Genomic DNA, 26344 nt, shown 5'->3' with positions numbered 1-26344 from the left:
CCAGGCCTTCGCCGCCGATCCTAAGCGGTTCGTGGAATTCTCCGCTGCCGACGGCGATCTGCTGCTCGACTGGTCGAAATGCGCGGTCGACGCGACCACCATGGAGCTGCTGGAAAAGCTCGCCCAGGCCGCCGATCTCGAAGGCCGCCGCGCCGCCATGTTCGCCGGCAAGAAGATCAACGTCACCGAGGACCGTGCCGTGCTGCACACGGCGCTGCGCAACCTGACCGGCAAGGGCGTCACCGTCGATGGCCAGGACGTCAAGGCTGACGTCATCGCCGTGCTCGACGCCATGGGCGCCTTTGCCGATGCCGTGCGCTCGGGCAAGGCGGCTGGCGCCACCGGCAAGAAGATCACCGACATCGTCAACATCGGCATCGGCGGTTCCGATCTCGGCCCGGCCATGGCGACGCTGGCGCTGGCGCCCTATCATGACGGGCCGCGCGCACATTACGTTTCCAACATCGACGGCGCCCATATCCACGACACACTGAAGGGCCTGTCCGCCGAAACCACGCTTTTCATCATCGCTTCCAAGACCTTCACCACCGTCGAAACGATGACCAACGCCGAAACCGCTCGGAAATGGGTGCAGGAAGCACTGGGTAAGGAAGCGGTCGGCAAGCATTTCGCCGCCGTCTCCACCGCACTCGACCTGGTGGCCAAGTTCGGCATCGAGCCGGATCGCGTCTTCGGCTTCTGGGACTGGGTCGGCGGCCGCTATTCGCTCTGGGGCGCCATCGGCCTGCCGGTGATGATCGCTGTCGGCCCGCGGAATTTTCGCGCCTTCCTCGATGGCGCGCACGAGATGGACGAGCATTTCCGCACCGCGCCGGTGCAGGAGAACCTGCCGGCGCTGCTTGGACTGGTCGGCTGGTGGCATCGCGTCATCTGCGGCTACCCGGCGCGCGCCGTCATCCCGTATGACCAGCGCCTGTCCAGGCTGCCGGCCTATCTGCAGCAGCTCGACATGGAATCGAACGGCAAGAGCGTCACCCTCGAAGGCACAGAGGTGACGACGCCGACCGGACCGCTGGTCTGGGGCGAGCCCGGCACCAACGGCCAGCATGCCTTCTTCCAGCTGCTGCACCAGGGCACCGATTTCATCCCGGTCGAGTTCCTCGCCGCGGCGGTCGGCCACGAGCCGGAACTCAAACACCAGCACGATCTGCTGCTCGCCAACTGCCTGGCGCAGTCGGAAGCGCTGATGAAGGGCCGCACGCTGGACGAAGCCCGCGCCCAGATGCTGGCCAAGGGCATGAAGCCGGCCGATATCGACAAGATAGCCCCGCACCGCGTCTTCTCCGGCAACCGACCCTCGGTGACCATAATCTACCGCAAACTCGACCCGCGCACCTTCGGCCGGCTGATCGCGCTCTACGAGCACCGCGTCTTCGTCGAGGGCACGCTGTTCGACATCAACTCCTTCGACCAGTGGGGCGTCGAGCTCGGCAAGGAACTGGCCACCGGCCTGTTGCCTGTCGTGGAGGGCAAGGAAAGTGCCGCCAATCGGGATGCATCGACCGCTGGCCTTGTGGGATTCATCCACCATTTGCGTGGCTCGGAGTGAAAAGTTTGGCAGACATCAAGGGAATATTGTTCGACAAGGATGGAACGCTTGTCGACTTCAACGCCACCTGGCTCGGCATTGCCGATTTCATGGCCATGGATGCGTCCGAGGGTGATCGCTGGAAAGCCGACAGGCTGCTGGCCGCCGCCGGCTTCGATTTCGCCAACAAGCGCTTCAAACCGGACTCGATCTTTGCGTCCGGCACCAATCTCGACGTCGTCGAATTGTGGTTCCCGCGCCTGTCCAACGAGGACCAGATGCTTGCGGTTGCCCGCTTCAACGAAATCACCTCGATACAGGGCTCGACAATGGCTGTGGCATTGCCCGGCATCGTTGACACGCTGACGGCACTGCACAGGAAGTCCTACCGGCTTGGCGTCGCCACCAACGATTCGACCAGCGGCGCGGAAAAGACGCTGGTGACGCTCGGCGTCGCCCAATTGTTCGACGCGGCCTATGGCTACGACGCGGTGGCCAATCCGAAGCCGGCGCCCGACACCATCCTGGCTTTCAGCGACCTCACCGGCCTCAGGCCGGCGGAGATCGCCATGGTCGGCGACAACAGGCACGACCTCGAAATGGCGCGTGCCGGTGGCTGCGGGCTCGCAGTTGGCGTGCTCTCCGGCACCGGCACCCGCGAATCGCTGGCCGGCATTGCCGATGTGGTCCTGGATTCGGTTGCCGACCTGCCGGATTTTCTCTCGGCGCGGGTCAAGGAGACGATCTGACGGCCGAGGCGGGGCAAATCAACTTGGGCTTTCCCGCCCACGGCTGAGATTGGTGGAAAGGAGACGGGCTGTTCCCTCAAAGGCGGACCTTGGTCCACCGCCAGATTTGGGACCGCTACGCACCTGCAGAAGGGCGCGATCGATTTTGCACGATCAGGGCTACCTCGGACGTATGATGAGTTCCCCATTCGCACAAGGGCGCGAGTACTCCGGCCAGGCTTTGACCAAAGTCGGTTAGTTCATACTCGACGTGCGGCGGCACCGTCTGAAAGTCAATGCGACGAATAACGCCATCATCCGTCAGTTCTTTCAGGTGCTGGATCAGCATTTTCTCGCTCACGTTGGTAACGAGCCTGCGGAGTTGACCGGTGCGTTTGGGCCCGCTGGCCAGATGATAGACGACAAGCGGCTTCCACTTGCCTCCAAGGATGGCAAGAACCGCTTCCAGGCCGCATTGGAAATTTGTCTCGGTCACGTCGATCTCCGAATTTTGGCACTTACCAAATAGTCGGTACTGGTTTGCAGGTCTGTTCTGACTTACCTGGATCGGACGACGGTGTCGATGTGCAAAAGCCCAAAGGAAATCACCATGGCCAAGATCCTCGTAACCGGCGCAACCGGCAATATCGGCCGAAAAACTCTCCAACATCTCCTGAAGCGGTTGCCCGCCAGCGATCTCGTCGGCCTGGCCCGCGATCCCGCCAAGGCGGCCGATCTGGCGGCCGATAGGATTGAGATCCGCCAAGGCGACTATCTCGACTATGACGGACTGGTGCGCGCGTTCGAGGGCATTGATAAGCTAATGCTCGTATCCGCCACCGCCTTTACCGATCGCAATACCCAGCACCAAAATGCCATTAGCGCAGCTCGGCAAGCGGGCGTTAAGCACATCGTCTATATGCCGATCATCCACGAAGCAGGATCCGCCTTCACCTTGCCGGATATCACCGAGCAGGATTTGTTCGTCGAGGAAAAACTGAAGGCATCCGGCCTAGCCTACACGCTCGTCCGTCATCCGCCCTTTATCGAGAGCATCCCATTCTACATCGGCGGAAACGCCATGGAGACCGGGGTTCACGTGCCGGCTGGTGCGGGCAAGGCGGGCTATGCCAGCCGTGACAACCTGGCAGAGGCGCATGCCATTGTGCTGAGCCAAGACGGCCATGAATACAAGACATACTCGCTGTATGGCGATCCTGCCGTGTCCTTCGCGGATGTCGCACAGATCCTGTCGGATGTCAGCGGCAAGCGAGTGCCGTTTGTTTCCGGCTCGGATCAGGATTACATCGCCCACTTAGTGGCGGCGGGTCTGCCCGAGCAGGCCGCCCGCTTCGCGCTTGTGTGGGTGCAAGGCATCAACGCCGGAGAATGGGGCGGCACGGCGGGGGATCTCGAGAAACTCTTGGGCCGCAAGCCGATGACAGCGGCCGAGTTCTTGCGGGCCAACCATGCGGCACTCCAAGCTTGAGACGGTGACCTGAAGAACTGGGCGTTAGACAACGCAACATCGACATTGCCGGGGTGATGGCAGCAACGCGCCATCCCGCCGTTTTGCGACTCGCCGAGCCACCCTACGACGCCCGAATGGCGCGCCTTGGATCATACCCCAATTTTGCGCCGCCGAACGTCAGCTCTGTATGGCAGCCTTCTGGCAGTCGTACTCACCTGACAAAGGTCCGGGACGAGGTCGAACCCGGCCATTCCGAGTGACTGGGATTGATCTCAGCGTCAGCGCTCTTCCGCCTCAAACGAAAAGACACCGCTCGGCTTGGTCGCAGCACCCTTCGCGTCGCCGAAATCCGGCACCTGGTACTCGGCGAGCAACCGCAGTCGGGACAGCGGCAGATCGTTGCGACGGGGATCGCCGACCAGCACGTCGATGCCGGCTGCCAGGCAGCGATCGAGGAACGGGGTGACGCGTAAAGCAACGTCGCGCCCGTAGAAAACATCGCCTGCGAGCACGAGGTCAACTGCCGGCGGCGGACCGGCGGTGATGTCTTCGCCTATTATCGTGATGGCAACGCCGTTGGCGACCGCGTTGAGCTCAAGAGCGGCAACGCCGTTGCGGTCGATCTCGGCGGCGATCACTTCGCGTGCCCCAGCCTTAGCTGCGGCGATGCCGACCAGGCCGGAGCCGGCACCAAGGTCGAGCACGCGGCGTCCCGCCACGGTTGTTGGATGGTCAAGGACATAGCGTGCGAGCACGGTGCCGCCGGCCCATGCATAGGCCCAGTAGGGCGGTTGTGGCTCCGGCGCGTCTTCCGCATCGTCTTCGGGCTCGACGAGCCGCCTCAATCCGCTGCCGGGGTGAGCTGTATAAAGCTGGATTTCTGGAAGCGCAGGCACGGGGACAAGGCGCATGTTCGCCTTGATGAAGATTGCCGGGTCGAGGCGTGAGCATCGATTCAGAGCATCGTTGTCGGCAAGATCGCCGTCCACTATTCGCGCAACGCTCGCCGCAGGATCTTGCCGACCGGCGTCTTCGGCAGCTCGGTGCGGAATTCTATGTATTTGGGCCGCTTGTAACCGGTCAGGTTCTCGCGGCAGAAGGCGGTGAGCGTCTCTGCGGTCAGCGCCGGATCCTTCTTGACCACGAACAGTTTCGGCACCTCGCCCGAATGCTCGTCCGGCACGCCGATCGCCGCCACTTCGAGCACGCCCGGATGCATGGCCACGACTTCCTCAAGTTCGTTCGGATAGACGTTGAAGCCCGAAACCAGGATCATGTCCTTCTTGCGGTCGACGATCTTGGTGTAGCCGCGCTCGTCCATGAAGCCCATGTCGCCGGATTTGAAGTAGCCGTCCTTGGTCATCACCTTGGCGGTCTCATCGGGCCGGTTCCAGTAGCCCGCCATCACTTGCGGTCCTCGGATGCAGACCTCGCCGACCTCGCCGAGCGGCAAATTGTTGCCGTCGTCGTCGCGGATGGCGATCTCGGTCGAGGGCAGCGGCAAGCCGATGGTGCCGGTGAAGTCGCCGGCGGTGAACTTGTTGGCGGTAGCGACCGGCGAGGTTTCCGAGAGGCCGTAGCCTTCGGTGACCGAACAACCGGTCAGCGTCTTCCAGCGTTCGGCGACGCCCTTCTGCACCGCCATGCCGCCGCCCAGCGTCAGCACCAGCGGCTTGAAGTCAAGCTTGCGGAAATCCTCATTGTTGAGCAGCGCGTTGAACAGCGTGTTGAGGCCGGGAAAGATGTGCACCGGATACTTCTGCAGTTCCTTGACGAAGCCGGGAATGTCGCGCGGATTGGGAATGAGCACATTGCGGGCGCCTTGCTGCATGCCCATCAGTGCGTTCACGGTCAGCGCGAAAATATGATAGAGCGGCAGCGCGCAGATAAAGTTGGGGTGCGCCGGTTTCGGCTTGATCGTGTAGGCGTCCTCCATCCACTGCGCGTTCTGCGCGACGTTGGCGAGCACGTTTCTGTGCAGCAGTGTGGCGCCCTTCGACACGCCCGTGGTGCCGCCCGTATATTGCAGGAAGGCGACATCGTCGGCTTCCACCTTGGCCGGCTTGAAGCCCATGCCGGCGCCGGCCTTCATGGCGGCATTGAACTTGACATGGCCGGGCAAGGACCATGCCGGCACCATCTTCTTCACCCGGCGAACGACGAAATTGACGATGGTGCCCTTCAGGCCGCCGAGCATGTCGCCCATCGCGGCGACCACCACATGCTTGACCGCCGTCCTCGCGATCACCGCCTGCAAGGTGTTGGCGAAGTTTTCCAGGATGACGATGGCTTGCGCACCGGAATCCTTCAACTGGTGTTCGAGTTCGCGCGGCGTGTAGAGCGGATTGATATTCACCACGACATAGCCGGCGCGCAAGATCGCCATCATCGCCACCGGATATTGCAGCACGTTCGGCATCATCAGCGCGACGCGCGCGCCTTTCTGCAGGCCCTTCGATTGCAGGTAGGCGCCGAAGGCCGCCGACAGCCGCTCGACATCGGTGTAGCTGATGGACTTGTCCATGCAGGTGAAGGCCGGCTGCGCGGAAAACTGCTTGCAGGCGCCGACGAGGAAATCGCCGATCGAGCTGTAGGGCAGGGCGCCGATCTCCGCCTGCACGTTTTTCGGATAGCTCTTGAGCCACGGCTTTTCCGGCAAGCCGGCGGCCAGCGCCGTCAATGCTTTCGGCAATCGGTTGGCGGTGGCGGCGGTCGGCCTTGCCGCCGGTGGGGCCTTCACCGCCGCCGCAGCCTTCGACGCCGGCCTGACAGCAGGCTTTGCCGCACCCGCTTTACTCCCCGGTGCCTTCTTTCCGGCCGCAGCCTTGGCCGGGGCTTTCACCGCCGGCTTTGTGCTTGCCCTTACGGGCGCCGCGGCCGCCTTCGGCGTGGCGGCTTCGGCAACGGGTGCTTTCGGCTTGGCAGTACCGGCTGCTTTCGACGGCGCCTTGGCTCCCGCTTTCACCGTCGTCGTCCTTGATGCTTTTGCCACCCGTTCCTCCCTGGACAAGTTTGTTCATTCGCGCCGCGCTCGCCCCTGAATTGACCTCGCCTCTGAATTGACAAGGGCGCCCTCCGCTGCGGCCGTTATACCCTATGTATTGCCTCCCTTGGTGACCGTGCAAGTCTTGCCCTTGCGGCAACACGGCGAAAGATTTTCCGTCGAAAGTCCTTGCCGCCTCGGGCGCTGCCAAATGGTGTCCTGGCGCATCCCTCGGCCGCTCGGAAGCGCGGGGAACATTTATATCGTCAGCTTGGCGATCAATAAAAAAAGTCGGTTGTTAACAATCTCGTGAATGGAAGAAACTGCTAATTTTTTCTGCAATCTGGCAAAATAGCGGATTTTTTTCCTGCTTCCCGCGGGGTAAGCAAACGGGGTGTTCCAAAGCCGGAAAAACGGTGCTTATATGCGCGCTTCGCGAGCCTGATAGAGGGGCTTGGAAGAACATCAGGGAGTGCTCAATGAATAAGAAGCTGACTTTTGCAGCCGCGTTGCTGGCTGCAAGCGTCCTGGGCGGCGTGGCCAATGCGAAAACTCTGGTCTACTGCGCGGAAGCTTCGCCGGAGGGTTTCGATCCGGCGCCGTATACCGCAGGCCAGACGTTCGACGCGTCATCGCGCACCGTCTTCAACCGCCTTGTCGAATTCGATCACGGCAAGACGACGACCTCGCCGGGCCTGGCCGAGAGCTGGACGATCTCCGACGATGGCAAGGAATATGTCTTCAAGCTGCGCAAGGGCGTCAAGTTCGCCGCGACCGACTATTTCACCCCGACGCGCGACTTCAACGCTGACGACGTGGTGTTCTCGTTCGAACGCCAGGTCGACAAGAACGGCCCTTGGTTTCAGTACATTCCGGGCATTGCATACCAGTATTACAATGACCAGTTCGGCGAAAACATCGCCAAGGTCGAGAAGGTCGACGACCTGACGGTGAGGTTCACCCTCAAGGAGCCGGCGATCACCTTCATTCCGACGCTGGGCATGGATTTCGCTTCGGTCGTCTCCAAGGAATATGCCGACAAGCTGCAGGCCGACAAGACGCCTGAGTTGTTCAACCAGAAGCCGATCGGCACCGGTCCGTTCATCTTCGTCGACTACCAGACCGACGCCGCAATCCGCTACAAGGCCAACCCGGACTATTGGGGCGGCAAGCAGAAGATCGACGATCTGGTCTTCGCCATCACCACCGATCCGGCGGTGCGCGCGCAGAAGCTCAAAGCCGGCGAATGCAACATCATGTCGTACCCGGCACCGGCCGACATCGCCGGCCTGCAGGCCGATCCGAACCTGAAGGTCGAGGAGCAGGAAGGCCTCAATGTCGGCGCGCTGATGTACAACACCCAGCAGAAGCCGTTCGACGACGTGCGCGTCCGCAAGGCGCTCAACATGGCCATCAACAAGAAGGCCATCATCGACGCCGTCTTCCAGGGCGCCGGGCAGGTGGCGATCAATCCGATCCCGCCGACCATGTGGTCCTACAACAAGGAAGTGAAGGACGATCCTTACGATCCGGATGCGGCCAAGAAGCTGCTTGAAGAGGCCGGCGTCAAGGACCTCAAGATGAACGTCTGGGCCATGCCGGTGTCGCGCCCGTATATGCCGAATGCGCGCCGTACCGCCGAGCTGATCCAGGCGGACTTCGCCAAGGTCGGCGTCACCGTCGAGATCGTCAGCTACGATTGGGGCGAATACCTCAAGCGCGCTTCCGCGGTCGATCACGACGGCGCCGTCATCGTCGGCTGGACCGGCGACAATGGCGATCCGGACAACTTCCTCGGCGTGCTCCTGAGCTGCGCTTCCGTCGGTTCGAACAACCGCGCGGAATGGTGCAACAAGGACTTCGATGCGCTCATCAACAAGGCCAAGACCGTTTCGGATCAGGCCGAGCGCACCAAGCTCTATGAACAGGCACAGGTCATCTTCAAGGAACAGGCACCCTGGGCGACGCTCGCTCACTCCAAGGTGTTCATGCCGATGCAGAAGACCGTCACCGGCTTTGCGATGGATCCGCTCGGTATCCACCGCTTCGACGGCGTCGATATCGCCGAATAAGGTTGCGAAACGGGGGCGCCACCATGTGGTGACGCCCCCACTCGCCCGCCATGCTGCGTTATATCCTCGGCAAGCTCGCCCTCATCATCCCGACCTTCATCGGGATAACCATCCTCGCCTTTGGCTTCGTGCGCATCCTGCCCGGTGATCCGGTGCTGGTGCTTGCGGGCGAACGCGGCCTGTCGCCCGAACGTCACTCGACGCTGATGCACCAGTTCGGTTTCGATCTGCCGATCTGGCAACAATATCTGACTTATCTGATGAATGTGCTGAGCGGTGATTTCGGTACCTCGTTTTCAACCAAGACCCCGGTGCTCAAGGATTTCCTGGTTCGCTTCCCGGCAACGGTCGAGCTCGCCATCTTCGCCATGATCTTTGCCGTTGTCCTGGGTGTCGCCGCCGGCATCTTCGCCGCCATCCGCCGTGGTTCCTGGTTCGACCAGCTGACCATGGGCACGGCGCTGGCGGGCTATTCCATGCCGATCTTCTGGTGGGGCCTGCTGCTGATCATCGTCTTCTCCGGCACGCTGCACTGGACGCCGGTTTCCGGCCGCATCGACCTTCTCTATTTCTTCAAGCCGGTGACCGGTTTCATGACCATCGATTCGCTGATCTCGGGCCAGAAGGGCGCATTCCGCTCGGCACTGTCGCACCTCGTCCTGCCCACGATCGTGCTCGGCACTATCCCGCTCGCAGTCATCGCCAGGCAGACGCGCTCGGCGATGCTCGAAGTGCTGGGTGAGGACTATGTCCGCACCGCGCGTGCCAAGGGCCTGGCGCCGCGCCGCGTCATCGGCCTGCATGCCTTCCGCAACGCGCTGATCCCGGTCGTCACCACCATCGGCCTGCAGGTCGGCACGCTTTTGACCGGCGCCATCCTGACCGAGAGCATCTTCTCCTGGCCCGGCATCGGCAAATGGATGATCGACGCCATTTCCAAGCGCGACTATTTCACCGTGCAGGGCGGGTTGCTTTTGATCGCGCTGATCGTCATGTCGGTGAACCTCATCGTCGACGTGCTCTACGCCGTCATCAACCCACGCATCCGGGCCAACTGACATGAGCAACGAAGGCCCAGCCACCATCGAAGCCGCGACCGTCGTCAAGCCGCAGGACGCCAGGCTGCAGATGTTCGGCGAGTTCTGGCATTACTTCTCCGTCAACAAGGGCGCGGTGATCGGGCTCTTCGTCTTTGCGCTGCTGATCCTGATCGCCATCTTCGCGCCGCTGCTGGCGCCCCATTCGCCGGACGATCAGTTCCGCGACTTCTTCCTGACGCCGCCGGCCTGGCAGGAAGGCGGCAACGCGCAGTTCCTGCTCGGCACCGACGCTGTCGGCCGCGATATGCTGTCGCGGCTGATCTACGGCTCGCGGTTCTCGCTCGCCATCGGCTTCGTCGTCGTCACGTCAGCGCTGATCTCAGGCGTCATTCTCGGCCTGCTCGCCGGCTACTGCCGCGGCTGGGTCGACACGCTGATCATGCGCATCATGGACATCATCCTGGCCTTCCCGTCGCTGCTGCTGGCCCTGGTGCTTGTCGCGGTTCTCGGCCCTGGCCTCGTCAACGCCATGATCGCCATCGCCTTTGTGCTGCAGCCGCATTTCGCCCGGCTCACCCGCGCCGCCGTGATGGCCGAGAAGACCCGCGAATATGTCGTCTCGGCCAAGGTCGCCGGGGCCAGCCATCTCAGGCTGATGCTGGTCACCATCCTGCCCAACTGCATCGCGCCGCTGATCGTGCAGGCGACGCTGTCCTTCTCCAACGCCATCCTCGAGGCGGCGGCCCTTGGCTTCCTCGGCATGGGCGCGCAGCCGCCGACGCCGGAATGGGGGACCATGCTGGCCGAAGCGCGCGAGTTCATCCTGCGCGCCTGGTGGGTGGTGACCTTCCCGGGTCTCGCCATCCTGATCACCGTCTTCGCCATCAACCTGATCGGCGACGGCCTGCGCGACGCGCTCGACCCCAAGCTGAAGAGGTCGTGAGCATGCCTCTGCTCGAGATCAAGAACCTCACCGTTTCCTTCGACACCGCGGCCGGACCATTCATGGCCGTGCAAGGCATCGACCTCTCGATCGAGCCGCGCGAAGTGCTGGCGATTGTAGGCGAGTCCGGTTCCGGCAAGTCTGTGGCGATGCTCGCGGTGATGGGCCTGTTGCCCAACACGGCAACCGTCAAGGCAGACCGCATGGCCTTCGACGGCGTCGATCTCCTGAAGCTCAGCCCGTCCGAACGCCGCAAGATCGTCGGCAAGGACATCTCGATGATCTTCCAGGAGCCGATCGCCAGCCTCAATCCGTGCTTCACCGTCGGCTTCCAGATCGAGGAGGTGCTGCGCTTCCATATGGGTATGGATCGCGCTCAGCGGCGGGCCCGCGCCATCGAATTGATGAGGCTGGTCGGGATCGCCGACCCGGAAGAGCGGCTGAGCTCGTTTCCGCACCAGATGTCGGGCGGCCAATGCCAGCGCGTCATGATCGCCATCGCCATCGCCTGCAATCCGAAACTGCTGATCGCCGACGAGCCGACCACGGCGCTCGACGTCACCATCCAGAAGCAGATCCTCGATCTGCTGGTTTCGCTGCAGGCCAAATACGGCATGGGCCTGATCATGATCACCCACAATATGGGCGTGGTGGCCGAGACCGCCGACCGTGTCATCGTCCAGTACAAGGGCCGCAAGATGGAAGAGGCCGACGTGCTGTCGCTGTTTGAATCGCCCAAGAGCAACTACACGCGGGCGCTTTTGTCGGCGCTGCCGGAGAACGCCGTCGGCGACCGGTTGCCGACCGTTTCCGACATGATGTTCGAGCCGGCGCCTTCGGCAGTTGGAGCCGCCTCATGAGCACCACGGTTCTCGAAGGCAAGAACATTGTCCGCGACTACCACATCGGTGGTGGCCTGTTCACCGGGCCGCGTACCGTGCACGCGGTCAAGGGCGTCTCGTTCAAGGTCGACAAGGGCAAGACGCTGGCCATCGTCGGCGAGAGCGGCTGCGGCAAGTCCACGCTCGCCCGCATCATCACGCTGATCGATCCGGCGACGTCAGGCGACCTGTTCATCGACGGCAACAAGGTCGACATCGCCAAGGGCGGATTGACCAAAGAGATGCGCCGCAAGGTCCAGATCGTCTTCCAGAACCCCTATGGATCGCTCAATCCGCGCCAGAAGATCGGCGACGTGCTGGGCGAGCCTCTGCTGATCAACACCGACAAGCCGGCGGCCGAGCGGCGCGACCTTGCGATGAAGATGCTGAAGAAGGTCGGCCTCGGCCACGAGCACTACAACCGCTATCCCCATATGTTCTCGGGCGGCCAGCGCCAGCGCATTGCCATTGCCCGCGCGCTGATGCTCAACCCAAGCCTGCTGGTGCTGGACGAGCCGGTCTCGGCGCTCGATCTTTCTGTGCAGGCACAGGTGCTCAACCTGCTCGCCGACCTGCAGGACGAGTTCCAGCTGACCTATGTCTTCATTAGCCACGATCTGTCCGTGGTGCGCTACATCGCCGACGATGTGATGGTGATGTATTTCGGCGAGGCGGTCGAATACGGCTCGCGCGACGAGGTCTTCGCCGACCCCAAGCACAGCTACACCAGGACGCTGTTCGCCGCGACCCCGCGCGCCGACGTCGCCTCGATCAAGGCAAGACTGGCGAAGAAGAAGGCGGCTTGAGCCAAAACCCAATTACTCTGAACGATTGAGTTTTGCCCGAACACGACTTACGTCTTCCGCGAAGTGGACGGCAGCTTTGCGCCCAAGTCGTCCACCAAACTCTGTTTGCGCGATGCCTGAAAGCTGATAGCAAACCGATCGCGTTTATCTGAGGAAGTCAGTGACTACTTTCACCGTGGCGACCGGATTCTCCTCCATGATCCAATGTCCCGAACCGGGAATGACGCCCTCGGTAACGTTGTTCGCGGCGAAGCGCATCACCGTCGCCATTTGAGTACCGAACGACATTTCTCCTCCGATTGCCAGCAAGGGCATCTTCAGCTTTCCTGACGTTTCCAGGATCGCCTTGTTGTCGAGCGCGTCCTGGTCGAAGGCTGCGAACTGCGCGAAGCCGGAGTGCATCGCGCCCGGCAAAGCGTAGAGAGCGGCATAGTGCTCACGGGACGCTTCGTCGAAAAGTGATGGATCGGCAGAAAACTCGTTCCAAAATCGGTCGAGATAAATCCGCTCCCGACCTGCCACGAGCCGCTCCATATCCGGTCCACCGAACCTGAAATGCCAGAGAAGCGGGTTCTTGAGTATTTCTTCCCAGGGGCCGACGCCGGGAACAGGTGCGTCGATCAGCACAAATTTGGACACCTGATCCCGATGCTGCGCAGCAAAGGCAAAACCCACCATATTGCCAATGTCATGCGTGACGAGATCGACGCTTTGGATATTTAGGCTGCGCAGCACTGCTTCCATGTCGGCAGCCTGAGTTTTCTTGTCGTAGCCAGTCTCAGGATGAGACGACAGACCCATGCCACGTAGATCCGGCACGATGACCATGTGATCCTTTGCCATTTCAACGGCGAGCGGCTCCCACATGTCTCCCGTCTCACCGTACCCGTGCAGCATTAGTACCGCAGGACCGGAACCACCTACGCGCACGTGGATCGTCACACCGTCCGTCTTGACCTCGCGCGCTTCGAAGCTGGCCGGAAACGGTTTAACGTTGGCGCTGGCGGTCTGCGTGGCCAGCAACAGCGCAGTACAAAAGATCAACAGCTTCGACATCGCTTCACTTCCCCATTGTCTACCGATCGGTATATAAAAGGCAGATCGATTCACGCGTCAAGCGATAATATACCAGTCGGTACAATAAAGAGAGTGAGTGACTATGGGCAGGCCGAGAGAGTTCGATACCGAGAAAGCACTCGTGCAGGCGATGCGGCTTTTCTGGCGCAAGGGCTACGAGGGCACATCGCTGACTGACCTTACTGAAGAGCTAGGCATTACGCGCCCCAGTCTCTACGCGGCGTTCGGCAACAAGGAAGAGTTATTCCTGAAGGTGCTCGACCGCTATGACCGCGAGACGTCGCATTTCATCCAGAATGCCTTGGACGCGCCAACTGCACGCGCGCTTGCTGCGGGGCTGATATATGGTGCATGCGCGTTCCACTCCGACACGAGAAATCCGCCAGGTTGCCTTATGGTGCATGGTGCCCTGATAGGGAGCGACGACAGCGCGTCGGCCCGCAAGGAGACAAATCTTCGACGCGGGCAACTTAGAAACCAGATAGCTAAACGTCTCGAACGTGCTCAGATAGACGGTAATGTCGGCAAGGACACCGATACAGGTGCCCTCTCAGGATACCTGGTTGCAATTCTGCGCGGCATCGCCGTCGAGGCCGCGAGCGGAGCCCAGCCAGACGAACTCCACCGCATCGCTGATGTCGCGATGAGAGCCTGGCCGACTCAATAGCCATTCTACCGATAAATGCTGACAGTCCGTTGTCGGCCCCGTTCCCACCGTCCCCAAAATGCATATCCGAATGGCCGCTTCGGGCGCGATCCTAACGTCCATTTCAGCTAGGTGGAATAACTTGGCGTCGCACAAATGCGCTGAAGGTAGATGGAGCCCACGCCGGTTCGGCCTGACTGCATCTCGCTCTAGACGCCGATCACGACAGCTTGGCGATGATGGCGCGCAGTGCCTCGCCGAAACGTTGGATCTCCTCAACTGTGTTGTAGTGGACAAGCGAGGCGCGGATGGCGCCGCTGTCCATTGAGAGGTTGAGACGCTTCATCAGTCGCGGCGCATACATATGGCCGTCGCGGATGCCGATCTGCATCTCGGCCATTTCCTCGACGACCCGCTGCGGCGACAGTGTGCCGATGTTGAAGCAGAAGGTCGGCACACGCTCAGTGATGCGGGCCTCGTCGGCAACGCCGTAGATGGTCGCGCCGCAACCTTTCAGCACGGCCAGCATCTCACGCGCCAGCACCAGCTCATAGTCGCGGATGGCGCCCATGCCGGCAACGATGTTGTCGCGCCGCGAGCGGTTGTTGGACGGCGCCAGATTGCGGCCGATCAGTTCGAGATACTGCACGGCGGCATCCATCCCCGAGACGTTCTCGTAGATGAAGGTGCCGGCCTCGACCTTGTACGGCGGCTCGTTGGGGATGAAATCCTCGCGGAAGGTCGGCAGCCGCTTCAGCGTTTCGAAGCGGCCCCACAGGAAGCCCATATGCGGCGAGAAATTCTTGTAGCCGGAGCAGACGAGATAGTCGCAATCCCAGGCCTGCACGTCGATCAGCCCGTGCGGTCCGTAATGCACGCAGTCGAGGAACACTTCGGCGCCGGCCGCATGTGCGATCTCGGCCACCGCGGCGACATCGACGATCGAGCCGATCGAATGCGCGGTGACCGTGCAGGCGACGAGACGGGTGCGGTCGGAAACCAGCGGGCGCAGATCGTCGACATGCAGATTGCCGTCCTCGCGCATGCGCCACCATTTGAACTTGGCGCCGGCCGATTCCAGCGCCAGCCAGGTCGCGATGTTGGCGTCGTGGTCCATGTCGGTGACGACGATCTCGTCGCGCTCCTGCAGCATCTGGCCGATGCCGAGGCTGACCAGGCGGATGAACGAGGTGGCGTTCATGCCGAAGCAGATTTCCGCCGGGCTATAGGCATTGATCAGCAGCGCGACGCTTGTCCGCGCATCGGCGACCGACTGGTCGACCGTGACGCTGCGGCCATAGCGGCCGCCACGCTGCACATTGTGCGAAACCAGATGGTTGGTCACCGCGTCGAGCACGCTCTGCGGAATTTGCGCGCCGGCGGCATTGTCCAAAAAGATGAAGTCGCCGGCCCGTTGCAGGGCTGGAAACATGGCGCGGATGGCGTCGACGGGGAACGCGGTGGCATTCGCATTGTCGGTCTGGTGCTTGTTCACGGGGTAGGCTCCTGCGGAGGACTTGGGCGGGGTGGGATCGGTTGACGAGGTCAGCGCTTCTTTTCGGTCTTGAAGCGCTCTTCAAGCAGGCTCACGAGGCGGACCATCGGCCAGAGAAAGATGAGATAGACAAGGGCTGCGCCGATCAGCGGCGAGGGGTTGGCGTAAAGCGACTGCGCGTTGGTCGCTTCCTTCAAGAGTTCCGGCAGCGCCACGGTCGAGGCGAGCGAGGTGTCCTTGAACATCGAAACGCAGTTGCTGGTCATCGGCGGGATGACGACGCGGATCGCTTGGGGCAGCACCACTTTGCGCAAAGTCAGGAGGAACGGCAGGCCAAGCGCCTGCGACGCCTCGAACTGGCCCCGCGGAATGCTCTCGATGCCGGAACGGAACACTTCTGCCGAGTAAGCCGACATGATGAAGGCAAAGGCCGTCACCGCCGAGGCCCAGGACGACAGGCGTATGCCGAGGAAGGGCAGCGCGTAGTAGATCAGGATCAGCACGACCAGCACCGGCAGGGCGCGGAAGATGTCGGTGTAGCCGACCGCGAGCCAGCGCAGCGGCTTCGGCGCATAGAGCCGCACCAGGCTGATCCCCAGGCCGATGGGGATCCCGATGCCGATGCTCAAAATGCCGAGCAGCAGCGTGTTCAGGAAGCCGCGCAGCAGCGCCGGCAGGCTGGACATGATGACGTCGGGGTTAAAGAAGGTATCCAGCAGCGACATGGGAGCGTTCCCGAACCCGAGAGCAATCATGCTCAGGTTAAAACCAATATGCCTCGCAGATAGCGAGGCGGTCGGCGCGGAAGCCGGCGCTGGAGCATGAAATGAATCGTGCCGGCCTGGAAAGCCGGCACGATGTCAGCGCAGCTTTCAGCTCAGGCCTTCGGCAGCGGCATTTCCTTCATGGTAGAGGAGTCGGCCGGCGCGTCGCTGCCGAACCACTTCTTGTGGATGGCGGCCAGGGTGCCGTCCTTCTTCATCGCGCTCAGCGCATCGTTCAGCTTGCCGAGCAGCGGGTGGTCCTTGGTCATCATCAGGCCGTATTGCTCACCGGTCTTGATGCGCTCCTTGACGACCAGGTCCTTCATCTTGGTGAAGGAATACTCCATGCCCGGAATGTCGCTGACGGCCGCATCGACGCGGCCGGCGCTGAGGTCGAGCAGCAGATTCTGCTGCGTGTCGTAGCCCTTCACGTCGCTGAAGCCATCGGCTTCCTGATGCGCCTTGACCCAGGTTTCGCCGGTCGAGCCGGACAGCACGCCGATGATCTTGCCCTTGAGGTCGGCCTCGGCCTTGATCGCGCTGTCGGTCTTGGTGGCGATGCCCATGTCCGAATCATAATAGGGCTGCGTGAACGACTGTGACTTCAGCCGCTCCGCCGTGATGGTGATCGACGAGATGGCGACGTCGATGCGCTTCGAGGTGGTGGCGGCAAACAGTGCCTGGAAACCGAGATCGGCGATGTCGGTGGTCATGCCGATGCGCTTGGCGGCTTCGTTGACGATGTCGACTTCAAAGCCTTCGAAAGTGCCGCTCTCGTTCTTGTACTCGAAGGGTGGATTGGTCGGGTAGGCGCCGACATTGAGCACATCGGCGGCATAAGCGGTGGCGGGGCCGGCGGCGATGCCGATGGCGGCGGCGAGAAGAAGCAATTTGCGACGTGTAAAGCTCATTTGTGTTCCCTCTGTTGTTGATCGGGCGGGTTGCTCCCGCACGGTTTTTTGCCGCCCCGCACCGCAGGGCGTCAATTCATGGCAGCGACCAATGCGGTCATGGTTGGCGACGTTTTTTGTTGCAGATCGCGGATCTGCGCGCGCACGTCATCGAAGGCATGGCGCGCATTGGATGATGACTGGGACAGTATGAACGACAAGAACTGAGACTCCCACCCGGAGCACCCACGATGGACTGGCCGGCACGATGGACTGGTCTGCACGATGGACTGGCCGGCAAGCCCGTCCGGCAAGGCAATCGCCATCGACTGTGGAATGCTTATCCAAAGTGCGGCGCTTTTCAAGGCGAAAGTTTTAAGCTTAAAAAGCTGCGGTGTCGGTTGCGTGGCGGACACCGTGCGGCCCGCTGGAACCGATACCCGCGAGCGATGGCGACCCGAAGCTATTTCAGGCTTGAAATATCTCGGCGCGGGCCTAGCGTGTGCTCTCTCGCTTGGAGGTCGCGACATGAACAAACCACACCCTTTGCACGGCCCGAACAGATTGAAGCTTGGCGTCTTTTCGACCAATGCCGATGGCGGCCTTGCTATCACAGACGTTCCGGAACGCTGGACGGCGAGCTGGCAGGATAATGTGACGGCGGCTCAGATCGCCGACCGCGCCGGGCTGGAGTTCATGCTGCCGATCGCGCGCTGGCGCGGTTTTGGCGGCCGCAACAAGGTGCGGGAATGGTCGTTCGAGACCTTCACCTGGGCGGCGGCTCTTGCCATGGCCACCGAGCAGATCGGGCTGTTCATGACCGTGCATGTGCCGCTGGTGCATCCGCTCTATGCCGCCAAGGCGCTGGCGACGGTCGACCATATCAGCCAGAGCCGCGCGGGCTTGAACATTGTCTGCGGCTGGAACCCGAAGGAATTCGGCATGTTAGGCACGCCGCTGGTCGAGAAGGGCTACGACCAAGCGGCTGAATGGATCGAAATCCTCGAAAAGCTTTATGCCTCGGCCGAGCCGCTCGACTATGAGGGCACCTATTACCGCCTCAAGGAAGCCGTCAGCCGGCCGGCCAGTCTGCAGGTTCCGCGCCCGGTGACCATGAACGCCGCCTTCGGTGGGCCGGGCCGCGATTTCGCCGCCGCCCGGTGCGATTATCTGTTCACGACCTTTTCGGAAATGAGCGATGCCGGCAAGCATGTCGCCGATATCAGCGAGCGGGCCGACAAGGCAGGCCGCGACGTAGGCGTCTACACCGTGGCACATGTCGTCTGCCGCCCGACGATGGAAGAGGCGCAGGCCTACTACGCGCGCTATGCGGTCGATATGGCCGACCACGATGCGGTCGATGCCCATATGGCGGGCAAGAAGGAATTCTCGCAGTCCCACGACCCGCACGCCTATGACCGCTACCGGCAACGCTTCGCCGGCGGCGCCGGCACCTACCCGCTGATCGGAACGCCGGAAACGATCGCCGCCGACATGGCCGCCATTGCAGGGCATGGCTACCAGGGCATCGCGCTGTCCTTCGTCAACTACACCAGGGAGTTGCCTTATTTCTGCGATCACGTGCTGCCGATTTTGAGACAGGCGGGCCTTCGCGAGTAGCCGAGGTGTGTTGAGATTCAGGTCAGGCCGAGTCGAAAACGGTGGGTTCCGAGAACCGGAGCGGAGCGTACTTTTCGTACGTGAGCACCGGAAGCGCAGGAAGCTGCCGTTTGCAGGCCGGCATCACCTGAATATCAGTACACCTATTCCGGGATGACTGCAGTTGCCTGGATCTCCACCTTGGCGCGATCCTCGACCAGCGCCATCACCTGCATGGCGGCCATCGCCGGAAAATGCCGGCCGATGACCTCGCGATAGGCCTCGCCGATGCCCCTGAGGTTGGCCAAATACTCGGCCTTGTCGGTGAAATACCAGGTCATCGAGGTGATGTGCTGCGGCCCGGCACCGGCTTCCGCCAGCACCGCGACGATGTTCTGAAGCGTTTGCCGCACTTGGCCGACAAAATCGTCGGTCTCGAACTGGCATTGCCCGTTCCAGCCGACCTGTCCGCCGACGAAGACGACCTGTCCGCGTGCCGCGACGCCATTGGCGTAGCCGACAGGTTTCGCCCAGCCTTCCGGCTGCAGAATCCTGTGCATTCAAAACCTCCCGGTATTCCAAAACCCAATTTTCAAAATCGAACGCCCGTCAAATCTCTGCCGTCAGGCCGCGCCCATCACTTGCCTCGCGATCACCACTTTCTGCACGTCGGAGGCACCTTCATAGATGCGCAGCGCGCGGATCTCGCGGTACAGGCTTTCGACGATATGGCCTTTGCGGACGCCGTCGCCGCCATGCAGCTGCACAGCCTTGTCGATCACCTCTTGCGCCTTGTCGGTGGCAAACAGCTTGGCCATCGCCGCCTCGCGGGTAACCCGCGCGGCACCCATGTCCTTGGTCCACGCGGCGCGGTAGACCAGCAGGGCCGCCGCATCGACGTCGAGCGCCATATCGGCGATATGACCCTGCACCATCTGCAGTTCGGCCATTGGCGCGCCGAACAGTTTGCGTTCGGACACCCGTTTGATGCTTTCATCCAGTGCGCGGCGAGCAAAGCCAAGTGCCGCCGCACCAACGGTCGAGCGGAACACGTCGAGCACCGACATGGCGATACGGAAGCCGTCGCCGGGCTTGCCGATCCGCGCGGCGACGGGCAGGCGGACCTGATCGAAAGACAGGCGCGCCAGCGGATGCGGCGCGATCACTTCCAGCCGTTCGGCGATGCCAAGGCCCCTTGCGTCGCCAGGCACAAGAAAGGCGGAAAGCCCCTTGGCGCCCGGCGCCTCGCCGGTGCGGGCAAAGACGACATAGAGGTCGGCGATGCCGCCATTGGAGATCCAGGTCTTTTCACCCGACAGAAAGTAATTGTCGCCGTCGCGGGTCGCCGTCATCTCCGTGTTGGCGACATCCGATCCCGAGCGCGGTTCCGACAGGGCGAAGGCGGATATCGCCTTTCCGGCACGTGTCTTCGCAAGCCATTGCTGCTGCTCCGGCGTGCCGAACAGGCTGAGCGCGCCGGTGCCAAGCCCCTGCATGGCGAAGGCGAAATCGGCCAACCCGTCATGGCGCGCCAGCGTCTCGCGCGTGATGCACAGGGTGCGGACGTCGAGGGGGCCAGGATTGTCTGGGTCGATCGCCGTCGGCTTCAGCCAGCCGTCTCGGCCAAGCTTGCTGACCAGCTCGCGGCAGGCGGCGTCGACATCATGGTGATCGACGGGCAGGTTGGTCGTGCACCATGCATCGAGGCGCTCGGCCAGTTCGCGATGGCGGTCTTCGAAGAATGGCCAATGGAGGAAGGAACGATCAGGCATGGGTGCTTCCACCACTATTCTCCAGGCCCTGCGCTCTACGGCGCCGGTAGGACAGAGGGGAGCGCTGCCCCGCCGACGTCTCCACGGAATGCATCATCCTCAATCCCCCTCGAACACCGGCTTTTCCTTGGCCACGAACGCCTTGTAGGCGCGCTCGAAGTCGCGGGTCTGCATGCAGATCGCTTGTGCCTGGGCTTCCGCCTCGATCGCCTGGTCGAGACCCATCGACCATTCCTGGTTGAGCTGCGTCTTGGTGATGCCGTGCGCAAAGGTCGGGCCGGAGACGATGCGCGCCGCCATGTCGAGCGCGTCGGCCTCCAGCAAGGCGGCATCGACCAGCCGGTTATAAAACCCCCAGCGTTCGCCTTCATCAGCCGTCATGGTGCGGCCTGTGTAGAGCAGTTCTGCGGCGCGGCCCTGGCCGATGATGCGCGGCAGGATCGCGCAGGCGCCCATGTCGCAGCCGGCGAGGCCTACGCGGGTGAACAGGAACGCGGTCTTGGCTTCCGGCGTGGCGATGCGGATATCGGAGCTCATCGCAATGATGGCGCCGGCACCGACCGCGACACCGTCGACCGCAGCAATGATCGGCTTGCCGCAATTCAGCATCGCCTTGACGAAATCGCCGGTCGTACGGGTGAAGGCGAGAAGCTGCTTCATGTCCATCTTGACCAGCGGGCCGATGATGTCGTGGACATCGCCGCCGGAGCAGAAATTGCCGCCATTGGAGAGGAACACCACGGCGTCGACATCGTCGGCATAGACGAGGTCGCGGAACGTGTCGCGGAGTTCCGCATAGCTGTCGAAGGTCAGCGGGTTCTTGCGCTCCGGCCGGTCGAGCCGGACCTTGGCGATCCTGCCCTCGACCTCCCACAGGAAATGCTTCGGCTTGCGCCCGGCCATTGCGGTCATTCGCGTCCCTCCCAGTTGCTGCGAAACGAGGTCAGCATGCCGGTCAGCCGGCGCGCGTCGTCCTCGCTGACCTTGCCCAGCAATTCACCGATCCAGCCTTCATGCGCCGCGGCGATTGTGGCGAAGGCTTGCGTGCCTTCCTCGGTCAGCCGCACCATCGACGTGCGGCGGTCGCCATTGCGCCTCGCGCGGGCGACAAGTCCTTCCGAAACCAGCCGGTCGACGATGCCCGTGACATTGCCGTTGGAGACCAGCAGGAAGCGCGACAGGTCGCTCATCAGCATGCCTTCCGGCGCGCGATAGAGCGCTGCCATCACGTCGAAGCGCGGCAGCGTCGTGTTGAACTCCTTCTTCAGCCGCTCGCGCAGTTCGGCCTCGATCGTGCGCGAGGCTCGCAGCAGCCTGATCCACAGCCGCAAGCGGTCCTTGCCGGGTCCCGACGGCGCGGGCAGGGGGCCGGCTACCATGTTTCGCCTCCTGAGATGGAAATCGCCTGTCCGGTTATCGACTGGGCGGCGTCGCCGCAGAGCCACAGCACGGCGGCGGCGACCTCCTGCGGCTGGATGAAGCGGCCTTGCGGGTTGGTCGAGGCGAGGCTTGACCGCGCTTGCTCGACCGAGCGGCCGGTCTTCTCGATGATGCGCTGGATGGACTCTTCCAGCATTTCGGTTTCCACAAAGCCTGGGCACACCGCGTTGACGGTGACGCCCGATTTCGCCGTCTCAGCGGCAAGAGCTCGCATCAGGCCGACGACGCCATGCTTGGCGGCGACGTAAGGCGCAACATAGGCGTAGCCTTTCAGTCCGGCCGTGGAGGCGATGAAGACGATCCGCCCCGCCTTGCGCGCGGCCATCCCGGCCAGCGCCGGCTTCACCGTCAGGAAGGCGCCGGTCAGATTGACGTCGAGCGTCCGCTGCCAGTCGCTGAGCGCGGTTTTGTGCGCCGGCGCGCTGCCGGACATACCGGCATTGGCGACGACGATGTCGAAGGGTCCGCGCGCGGCTTGCGCCGTCTCGTAGAGCGCCGCCATTGCCACTTCGTCGGTGACATCGGCGGCAATGCCGAAGATGCGGCCGTTCTCGCCGGCCACCTCAGTGAGCTCGGCTTCCCGGCGGCCGCAGATGGTGACATCGATGCCGGCAGCAGCCAGCGCCAGCGCGATGGCCCGCCCGACGCCGGAGCCACCGCCGGTGACCAGCGCATGCTTGCCGGCGATCATGCTTCAATCCTCAGAACATGGCGCCAAGTACCCCCACCCCTAACCCTCCCCACAAGGGGGAGGGAGAAGGCTACGACAGCACCTGTCCGTTGCAAACTTATGCGGTGCCGGCTGAGTCGAATGCGACGCGGTCCCCCTCCCCCTTGTGGGGAGGGGCGAGGGGCGGGGGTATAGCGCTGACGTGGCAGACGAAAAGCGTTCATACTTTCAGCCCCGCTGCGGCGTCGCGCTCGGCCAGACGGTAGAGCTGGTCGCGCCCGGGCAGATAGGGATCCGGCCATTTGACACCACGGTCGCCGAGCGTGACGGCGGCATGCAGTGTCCAGTAGGGATCGGCGAGATGCGGCCGTGCCAGCGCCACCAGATCGGCGCGGCCGGCCATCAGGATCGAATTGACATGGTCCGGCTCGTAGATGTTGCCGACCGCCATCGTCGCCATGCCGACCTCGTTGCGGATGCGGTCGGAAAACGGCGTCTGGAACATGCGGCCGTAGACCGGCTTTGCCAGTGCCGAGGTCTGACCGGCCGAGACGTCGCAGATGTCGACGCCGGCCTCGTGCAGCAGCCGTGCGATCTCCACCGCGTCGGCCGGTGTGACGCCCTCGATGCCCACCCAGTCATTGGCCGAAATGCGCATCGAGATCGGCTTCTCCGCCCGCCAGGCAGCGCGCACCGCGCGGAAGATTTCGAGGGGATAGCGCATCCGATTGTCAAGCGAACCGCCATATTCATCCGTGCGCCGGTTGGTGACCGGCGTGATGAAGGACGACAAGAGATAGCCATGCGCGGCGTGGATCTCGAGCATGTCGAAGCCGCAACGATCGGCCATCTCGGCCGAAGCCACGAATTCGTCGCGCACGCGGTCCATGTCGGCGCGGTCCATCGCCTTCGGCACCTGATTCTGCGGCGACCACGCCACGGCCGAGGCGGCGATCACCGGCCAGTTGCCGGAGACCAGCGGCACGTCGGTGCCTTCCCAGCCAAGCCGGGTCGAACCTTTGGCGCCGGAATGGCCGATCTGGGCGCAGATCTTGGCTTCTGTCTCGGTGTGGACGAAATCGACCAGCCGCTTCCACGCCACCTCATGTTCGGGCGCATAGAAACCGGGACAACCGGGCGTGATACGGCCTTCCGGGCTGACGCAGGTCATCTCGATATAGAGGAGCCCGGCGCCGCCCTTGGCCCGCTCGGCATAATGGGTGAAATGCCAGTCGGTCGGACAGCCGTCGACGGCCTTGTACTGCGCCATCGGCGAGACGACGACGCGGTTCTGCAGCCTCATGTCGCGCAGCTTGAACGGCGCGAACATCGGCGCGCGGCGCAGGGTGTTGCCGCCGGCGCCCGCCTGGCGCTGGAACCATTCCTCCGCACCGCCCAGCCATTCGGCATCGCGCAGCCGCAGATTCTCGTGGCTGATACGCTGCGAGCGGGTCAAAAGCGAATAGTTGAACTGCACCGGATCGAGGCCGAGATAGCGCTCGACCTCCTCGAACCATTCCAGCGAATTGCGCGCCGCCGATTGCAGCTTCAGCACCTCGGTGCGGCGGGCATCCTCATATCTACGGAAGGCGGCGTCGAGGTCCGGCTCGGTTTCGACATACTCGGCCAGAGCCACGGCACTTTCCAGGGCCAGCTTGGTGCCGGAGCCGATCGAGAAATGGGCTGAGGCCGCCGCATCGCCCATCAGCGCCAGGTTCTTGTACGACCAGCGCTCGCACAGCACGCGCGGGAAATTGATCCAGGCCGAACCTCGGATATGGTTGGCATTCGTCATCAAGGCGTGGCCGCCGAGATGTTTTTCGAAGATCCGCTCACAGACAGCGATCGATTCCTGCTGCGACATCGCGCCGAAGCCGAAAGCAGTCCAGGTCTGTTCGCTGCACTCGACGATGAACGTCGCGGTGTCGCTGTCGAACTGGTAGGCGTGCGCCCACACCCAGCCATGCTCGGTCTTCTCGAAGATGAAGGTGAAGGCATCGTCGAACTTCTGGTTGGTGCCGAGCCAGACGAACTTGCATTTGCGGGTGTCGATGTCGGGCTTGAAGATGTCGACGAAAGCGTTGCGCGCCCTGGAGTTCAGGCCGTCGGCCGCGACGACCAGATCATGCGCCGCCATGTAGGGCTTGGGATCGGCAATGTCGGTCTCGAACATCAGCTTGACGCCGAGTTCGCGCGCCCGGCGCTGCAGCAGGACCAGCAGCCGCTTGCGGCCGATGCCGCAGAAACCGTGACCTGACGAGACCGTGCGCACGCCGTCATGGATGACGGCGATGTCGTCCCAGTAGGCAAAGTGCTTCTTGATCCAGACGGCGCTGACCGGGTCGTTTTTCGACAGATTGTCGAGCGTCTCGGCCGACAGCACGACGCCCCAGCCGAACGTGTCGTCGGCGCGGTTGCGCTCGAACACCGTCACATCGTGCGCGGCGTCCCTCAGCTTCATTGAAATGGCAAAGTAGAGGCCGGCTGGTCCGCCGCCGAGAACCGCAACCTTCATGTCTGCGATCTCCTCTTCGCTTGCTGGAATTCAGTATCGCGCCGGCAACAATATATTTCAAGCTTAAAGTTTTATGTCGAAACGATTACCCGAAGCCGCGCCTGCGTGTCATCGCGCAAGCGCGCTGCCGGGTCACTTTTCCGGGTTCTTCGGGCTCCACAGCACCGTCTCGGCGTCCTTCTCATAGGCCATTCCGTCGGGATAGCTGATCGCTTCCAGTTGCAGCCCCCACGGCGCCTGGAAATAGAGGATGGTCTGGCCGGCGGCCGGCCCTTCCTTGACCGGCAGCGGCCCCATCCGCGTCTTGACGCCCTTGCCTTCGAGATAGGCTTTGGCGGCAGCGACGTCGTCGACATAGAAGGCGATGTGGAAGCCGCCAATGTCGCTGTTCTTCGGCGTCAGGTTCTTCTGGTCGGGCGCGGTGTATTTGAACAGCTCTATGTTCGATCCATAGCCGCAGCGGACCATGGTGACCTCTTCGATCACCGCCTTCGGGTCGACGCCCAGGAGATCCTGCATGAAGGTGCCCTTGTCGTCGGCGAACGGACCGAACGACATCGCCTTCTTGCAGCCGACCACTTCGGTGAAGAAGTCGACCGCTTGCTTCAGGTCGGGAACGGTGATGCCGGTGTGGTCGTGGCCGCGCATGCCCGGGATCGAATCCGCCGAGGCAATGCCGGCGCTGCCGAGCATCCCGGCGGCCAGCGTTGCAATTGCGATTGTGGTCTTCATGTCAGTCCTCTCCATTTGGCGGGACTTGGGTCTTTGTGGTCGCACGCCCGAGGCCCGCTCTTCGGCGTGCGTATGCATTCATGTCGGCGCCTTGGCGGCGGAAGGAATGTCCAGCCAGCTTGCATCGATCTCGGGCAGCGGAATGGCTGCGATGAGATCGCGCGTGTAGGCCTGCTGCGGCTTGTCGAACAAGGCGTCGGTGGCGTTCGCATCGACGATCACGCCTTCGCGCATGACGATCACTTGCCGGCACAGCCGCCGGATGACAGAC

25 protein-coding genes and 1 pseudogene are annotated in these 26344 nt (G+C 62.6%); 10 read left to right on the top strand and 16 right to left on the bottom strand.

The annotated features are described in order from the left end of the window. Nucleotides 1-1570, top strand: a 1570-nt coding sequence (gene pgi, locus EOD15_RS06035) for a glucose-6-phosphate isomerase (protein ID WP_127408351.1), incomplete at its 5' end; no start/stop codon positions are given. Nucleotides 1571-1575: 5 nt separating this feature from the next. Next, a complete protein-coding gene (locus tag EOD15_RS06030) occupies nucleotides 1576-2298 on the top strand; it encodes an HAD family hydrolase (protein WP_027039658.1) in 723 nt (240 codons plus the stop codon). A gap of 115 nt (nucleotides 2299-2413) precedes the next feature. Here EOD15_RS06030 and EOD15_RS06025 read toward each other — a convergent pair whose 3' ends face one another. After that, nucleotides 2414-2773, bottom strand: a complete 360-nt coding sequence (locus EOD15_RS06025) for a helix-turn-helix domain-containing protein (RefSeq protein ID WP_127267317.1) — start codon at nucleotides 2771-2773, stop codon at nucleotides 2414-2416. A 114-nt stretch (nucleotides 2774-2887) separates the two neighbouring features. Between EOD15_RS06025 and EOD15_RS06020 the strand changes: the two genes are divergently transcribed. Next, the gene (locus EOD15_RS06020) at nucleotides 2888-3766 is read left to right on the top strand and encodes an NAD(P)H-binding protein (protein WP_127317751.1); all 879 of its coding nucleotides are present in this window, start codon (nucleotides 2888-2890) and stop codon (nucleotides 3764-3766) included. 260 nt (nucleotides 3767-4026) lie between these two features. Here the strand turns inward: EOD15_RS06020 and EOD15_RS06015 are convergent, their stop codons facing one another. Together EOD15_RS06015 and EOD15_RS06010 are read right to left on the bottom strand one after the other, a co-directional pair. Next, entirely contained in the window at nucleotides 4027-4737 is a 711-nt protein-coding gene (locus EOD15_RS06015) for a methyltransferase (RefSeq protein ID WP_245463587.1), read from the bottom strand. After that, nucleotides 4737-6740, bottom strand: a complete 2004-nt coding sequence (locus tag EOD15_RS06010) for a long-chain fatty acid--CoA ligase (RefSeq protein ID WP_127408350.1) — start codon at nucleotides 6738-6740, stop codon at nucleotides 4737-4739. The genes EOD15_RS06015 and EOD15_RS06010 overlap by 1 nt, the downstream gene beginning before the upstream one ends. Nucleotides 6741-7210: 470 nt before the next feature. Between EOD15_RS06010 and EOD15_RS06005 the strand changes: the two genes are divergently transcribed. The 5 genes from EOD15_RS06005 (at nucleotide 7211) to EOD15_RS05985 (ending at nucleotide 12473) form a co-directional block, all read left to right on the top strand. After that, complete coding sequence (locus tag EOD15_RS06005) at nucleotides 7211-8803, top strand: ABC transporter substrate-binding protein (RefSeq protein ID WP_127317755.1); 1593 nt, start codon at nucleotides 7211-7213, stop codon at nucleotides 8801-8803. 50 nt (nucleotides 8804-8853) lie between these two features. Continuing rightward, nucleotides 8854-9861, top strand: a complete 1008-nt coding sequence (locus EOD15_RS06000) for an ABC transporter permease subunit (protein ID WP_127317757.1) — start codon at nucleotides 8854-8856, stop codon at nucleotides 9859-9861. A 70-nt stretch (nucleotides 9862-9931) separates the two neighbouring features. Further along, complete coding sequence (locus EOD15_RS05995) at nucleotides 9932-10786, top strand: ABC transporter permease subunit (protein WP_224618710.1); 855 nt, start codon at nucleotides 9932-9934, stop codon at nucleotides 10784-10786. A gap of 2 nt (nucleotides 10787-10788) precedes the next feature. Continuing rightward, on the top strand, nucleotides 10789-11646 hold the full coding sequence (locus EOD15_RS05990) for an ABC transporter ATP-binding protein (protein WP_127317759.1): 858 nt from the start codon (nucleotides 10789-10791) through the stop codon (nucleotides 11644-11646). Beyond that, nucleotides 11643-12473: a dipeptide ABC transporter ATP-binding protein gene (locus EOD15_RS05985; RefSeq protein WP_023811483.1), complete on the top strand. Its 831-nt coding sequence runs from the start codon at nucleotides 11643-11645 to the stop codon at nucleotides 12471-12473. The genes EOD15_RS05990 and EOD15_RS05985 overlap by 4 nt, the downstream gene beginning before the upstream one ends. A gap of 144 nt (nucleotides 12474-12617) precedes the next feature. On the opposite strand, the gene EOD15_RS05980 is transcribed toward EOD15_RS05985, so the two are convergent. Then, nucleotides 12618-13529, bottom strand: coding sequence for an alpha/beta hydrolase (locus EOD15_RS05980; RefSeq protein ID WP_127317761.1), 912 nt, complete (start codon nucleotides 13527-13529; stop codon nucleotides 12618-12620). A 103-nt stretch (nucleotides 13530-13632) separates the two neighbouring features. Here EOD15_RS05980 and EOD15_RS05975 point away from each other — a divergent pair, with 103 nt between their 5' ends. Then, complete coding sequence (locus tag EOD15_RS05975) at nucleotides 13633-14217, top strand: TetR/AcrR family transcriptional regulator (protein ID WP_245463586.1); 585 nt, start codon at nucleotides 13633-13635, stop codon at nucleotides 14215-14217. A gap of 199 nt (nucleotides 14218-14416) precedes the next feature. On the opposite strand, the gene EOD15_RS05970 is transcribed toward EOD15_RS05975, so the two are convergent. From EOD15_RS05970 to EOD15_RS05955, 4 genes are all read right to left on the bottom strand, one after another. Beyond that, complete coding sequence (locus tag EOD15_RS05970; protein ID WP_127317765.1) at nucleotides 14417-15691, bottom strand: cysteine desulfurase-like protein; 1275 nt, start codon at nucleotides 15689-15691, stop codon at nucleotides 14417-14419. A 50-nt stretch (nucleotides 15692-15741) separates the two neighbouring features. Continuing rightward, nucleotides 15742-16416 (bottom strand): amino acid ABC transporter permease, encoded by a 675-nt coding sequence (locus tag EOD15_RS05965; RefSeq protein ID WP_023811481.1) that lies wholly within the window; start codon nucleotides 16414-16416, stop codon nucleotides 15742-15744. 152 nt (nucleotides 16417-16568) lie between these two features. After that, nucleotides 16569-17366: an ABC transporter substrate-binding protein gene (locus tag EOD15_RS05960; RefSeq protein WP_127268313.1), complete on the bottom strand. Its 798-nt coding sequence runs from the start codon at nucleotides 17364-17366 to the stop codon at nucleotides 16569-16571. 71 nt (nucleotides 17367-17437) lie between these two features. Next, a complete protein-coding gene (locus EOD15_RS05955; RefSeq protein ID WP_127322019.1) occupies nucleotides 17438-17761 on the bottom strand; it encodes a hypothetical protein in 324 nt (107 codons plus the stop codon). A gap of 112 nt (nucleotides 17762-17873) precedes the next feature. On the opposite strand from EOD15_RS05955, the gene EOD15_RS05950 reads away from it, so the two are divergent. Further along, nucleotides 17874-18965: an LLM class flavin-dependent oxidoreductase gene (locus EOD15_RS05950; protein ID WP_127322018.1), complete on the top strand. Its 1092-nt coding sequence runs from the start codon at nucleotides 17874-17876 to the stop codon at nucleotides 18963-18965. A gap of 143 nt (nucleotides 18966-19108) precedes the next feature. Here EOD15_RS05950 and EOD15_RS05945 read toward each other — a convergent pair whose 3' ends face one another. The 8 genes and pseudogenes from EOD15_RS05945 to EOD15_RS05910 all read right to left on the bottom strand — a co-directional run. Next, entirely contained in the window at nucleotides 19109-19504 is a 396-nt protein-coding gene (locus tag EOD15_RS05945) for a RidA family protein (protein ID WP_127322017.1), read from the bottom strand. Between the two features lie 63 nt (nucleotides 19505-19567). Then, the gene (locus EOD15_RS05940; protein WP_127322016.1) at nucleotides 19568-20716 is read right to left on the bottom strand and encodes an acyl-CoA dehydrogenase family protein; all 1149 of its coding nucleotides are present in this window, start codon (nucleotides 20714-20716) and stop codon (nucleotides 19568-19570) included. Between the two features lie 99 nt (nucleotides 20717-20815). Next, nucleotides 20816-21628, bottom strand: a complete 813-nt coding sequence (locus EOD15_RS05935) for an enoyl-CoA hydratase family protein (RefSeq protein ID WP_127322015.1) — start codon at nucleotides 21626-21628, stop codon at nucleotides 20816-20818. Next, a complete protein-coding gene (locus EOD15_RS05930; protein ID WP_023811475.1) occupies nucleotides 21625-22095 on the bottom strand; it encodes a MarR family transcriptional regulator in 471 nt (156 codons plus the stop codon). The genes EOD15_RS05935 and EOD15_RS05930 overlap by 4 nt, the downstream gene beginning before the upstream one ends. Next, nucleotides 22089-22847, bottom strand: a complete 759-nt coding sequence (locus EOD15_RS05925) for an SDR family NAD(P)-dependent oxidoreductase (protein WP_127322014.1) — start codon at nucleotides 22845-22847, stop codon at nucleotides 22089-22091. Before EOD15_RS05925 ends, EOD15_RS05930 begins: the two co-directional genes overlap by 7 nt. 199 nt (nucleotides 22848-23046) lie before the next feature. Continuing rightward, the gene (locus tag EOD15_RS05920) at nucleotides 23047-25341 is read right to left on the bottom strand and encodes a bifunctional salicylyl-CoA 5-hydroxylase/oxidoreductase (protein ID WP_127408349.1); all 2295 of its coding nucleotides are present in this window, start codon (nucleotides 25339-25341) and stop codon (nucleotides 23047-23049) included. Between the two features lie 132 nt (nucleotides 25342-25473). After that, on the bottom strand, nucleotides 25474-26073 hold the full coding sequence (locus tag EOD15_RS05915) for a VOC family protein (protein WP_127408348.1): 600 nt from the start codon (nucleotides 26071-26073) through the stop codon (nucleotides 25474-25476). A gap of 78 nt (nucleotides 26074-26151) precedes the next feature. Continuing rightward, nucleotides 26152-26344 (bottom strand): annotated as a pseudogene (locus tag EOD15_RS05910) (ABC transporter ATP-binding protein); the annotation flags it as partial.

The organism is Mesorhizobium sp. M7A.T.Ca.US.000.02.2.1, assembly GCF_003996995.1.
GTDB lineage: Bacteria > Pseudomonadota > Alphaproteobacteria > Rhizobiales > Rhizobiaceae > Mesorhizobium.
Note: the sequence above shows the minus strand (reverse complement) of the source record. Positions and strands in the feature narration are given on the sequence as shown.

Excerpts from the sequence above, each read along its gene's own strand:
- EOD15_RS05990 (WP_127317759.1), top strand. The coding sequence starts at position 10,789 with ATGCCTCTGCTCGAGATCAAGAACCTCACCGTTTCCTTCGACACCGCG.
- EOD15_RS05960 (WP_127268313.1), bottom strand. The coding sequence starts at position 17,366 with ATGAGCTTTACACGTCGCAAATTGCTTCTTCTCGCCGCCGCCATCGGC.
- EOD15_RS05980 (WP_127317761.1), bottom strand. The coding sequence starts at position 13,529 with ATGTCGAAGCTGTTGATCTTTTGTACTGCGCTGTTGCTGGCCACGCAG.
- EOD15_RS05945 (WP_127322017.1), bottom strand. The coding sequence starts at position 19,504 with ATGCACAGGATTCTGCAGCCGGAAGGCTGGGCGAAACCTGTCGGCTAC.
- EOD15_RS05930 (WP_023811475.1), bottom strand. The coding sequence starts at position 22,095 with ATGGTAGCCGGCCCCCTGCCCGCGCCGTCGGGACCCGGCAAGGACCGC.
- EOD15_RS05940 (WP_127322016.1), bottom strand. The coding sequence starts at position 20,716 with ATGCCTGATCGTTCCTTCCTCCATTGGCCATTCTTCGAAGACCGCCAT.
- EOD15_RS05975 (WP_245463586.1), top strand. The coding sequence starts at position 13,633 with ATGGGCAGGCCGAGAGAGTTCGATACCGAGAAAGCACTCGTGCAGGCG.
- EOD15_RS05985 (WP_023811483.1), top strand. The coding sequence starts at position 11,643 with ATGAGCACCACGGTTCTCGAAGGCAAGAACATTGTCCGCGACTACCAC.
- EOD15_RS06020 (WP_127317751.1), top strand. The coding sequence starts at position 2,888 with ATGGCCAAGATCCTCGTAACCGGCGCAACCGGCAATATCGGCCGAAAA.
- EOD15_RS05965 (WP_023811481.1), bottom strand. The coding sequence starts at position 16,416 with ATGTCGCTGCTGGATACCTTCTTTAACCCCGACGTCATCATGTCCAGC.
- EOD15_RS05920 (WP_127408349.1), bottom strand. The coding sequence starts at position 25,341 with ATGAAGGTTGCGGTTCTCGGCGGCGGACCAGCCGGCCTCTACTTTGCC.
- EOD15_RS05950 (WP_127322018.1), top strand. The coding sequence starts at position 17,874 with ATGAACAAACCACACCCTTTGCACGGCCCGAACAGATTGAAGCTTGGC.
- EOD15_RS05995 (WP_224618710.1), top strand. The coding sequence starts at position 9,932 with ATGTTCGGCGAGTTCTGGCATTACTTCTCCGTCAACAAGGGCGCGGTG.
- EOD15_RS05935 (WP_127322015.1), bottom strand. The coding sequence starts at position 21,628 with ATGACCGCAATGGCCGGGCGCAAGCCGAAGCATTTCCTGTGGGAGGTC.
- EOD15_RS05915 (WP_127408348.1), bottom strand. The coding sequence starts at position 26,073 with ATGAAGACCACAATCGCAATTGCAACGCTGGCCGCCGGGATGCTCGGC.
- EOD15_RS05925 (WP_127322014.1), bottom strand. The coding sequence starts at position 22,847 with ATGATCGCCGGCAAGCATGCGCTGGTCACCGGCGGTGGCTCCGGCGTC.
- EOD15_RS06000 (WP_127317757.1), top strand. The coding sequence starts at position 8,854 with ATGCTGCGTTATATCCTCGGCAAGCTCGCCCTCATCATCCCGACCTTC.
- EOD15_RS06005 (WP_127317755.1), top strand. The coding sequence starts at position 7,211 with ATGAATAAGAAGCTGACTTTTGCAGCCGCGTTGCTGGCTGCAAGCGTC.